Source organism: Bradyrhizobium sp. IC3195 (assembly GCF_020193585.1).
Classification (GTDB): domain Bacteria; phylum Pseudomonadota; class Alphaproteobacteria; order Rhizobiales; family Xanthobacteraceae; genus Bradyrhizobium; species Bradyrhizobium yuanmingense.
Genome location: NZ_JADYVG010000079.1, coordinates 1 through 898 on the forward strand (window position 1 = coordinate 1; position 898 = coordinate 898).

An 898-nucleotide genomic window follows, 5' to 3' on the forward strand; every position below is an offset into this window, starting at 1 on the left:
GCGCTCGCCCGCGTCGCGGATGTATTCACGCCAAGAAACGCCAAGCCGTCCATCGTCACGCAGGTTCCTCAGATCTTTGGCTAGACGTTCGCCGCTTGCCAAGAGCTCGGGTAGGCGTGTAAAGACCGTTTCGCAGCCGCGCTTGACCCGCAGTATCCAGGCAACTTGTAGAATGTTGATGGTCTTCGCGCCCTGTTGGCCCATGCGATCAGCGTAGATTCTGAATGGGCTGCGGGTGAGCGCGTGCTCGACTTCTGCACGTTGCGCTTCCATTGACTGGGCCAGGTTGGAGCGCTGGAACGAGTCAGACATGGCCTAACCTCCTCTGTTCTAGAGTCGATGCCGCCCCGTGATACTAAATTGCGCTGTGGTGCCGGATTGCCTATCGATGGCGTCTTTCATCCGGCAAACTGCTCGCAAGCGAGGTCAAAGTGTGACCAAGGAAGCGTAACCTCAAGAGGACGTTTTGCGAGCAGGGTGACTTTCCACGACGTTCCCAGATCTCTCGGTGCAAAGTCGATGCCAGGCATCTCGTTGCTGCCGAGACGAAGGATGGCCAAGCAACTTCCGTCTTTCCTCTTCTGCTGCATAGCGTTTGTCCGATTGAGAACCAAGCTTGTCAGAGATCGGACGCTGTGGGTCGCCTTTGTTAGACAGCCACCTCGCATGCCTAGGGAGCATTCCCCGGGACCACCTATTATTTCAGATGGGTCCTGCTCAATCTTCCAAACTTTCAACCGGTCGCCCGTAGCCATCGCCTCAAACATGTTCTCTCACACATGAGCGCTCAATCAGGAGGCGAGTTGGCACATTGGTTGCTATTACGGTCTATGACGACCTGGTCCGCTCAGCGCAGTCAGAGATTGCGCCTTCCAGAATGATCTCAAACATGGAGTTA

The 898-nt window shown here is 55.7% G+C and carries 1 pseudogene; it reads right to left on the reverse strand.

Annotation, left to right across the window (positions count from 1 at the left end):
• Nucleotides 1–312, reverse strand: a pseudogene (locus I6F09_RS37175) (alpha/beta hydrolase); the annotation flags it as partial.
• Between the last annotated feature and the right edge of the window lie 586 nt (nucleotides 313–898).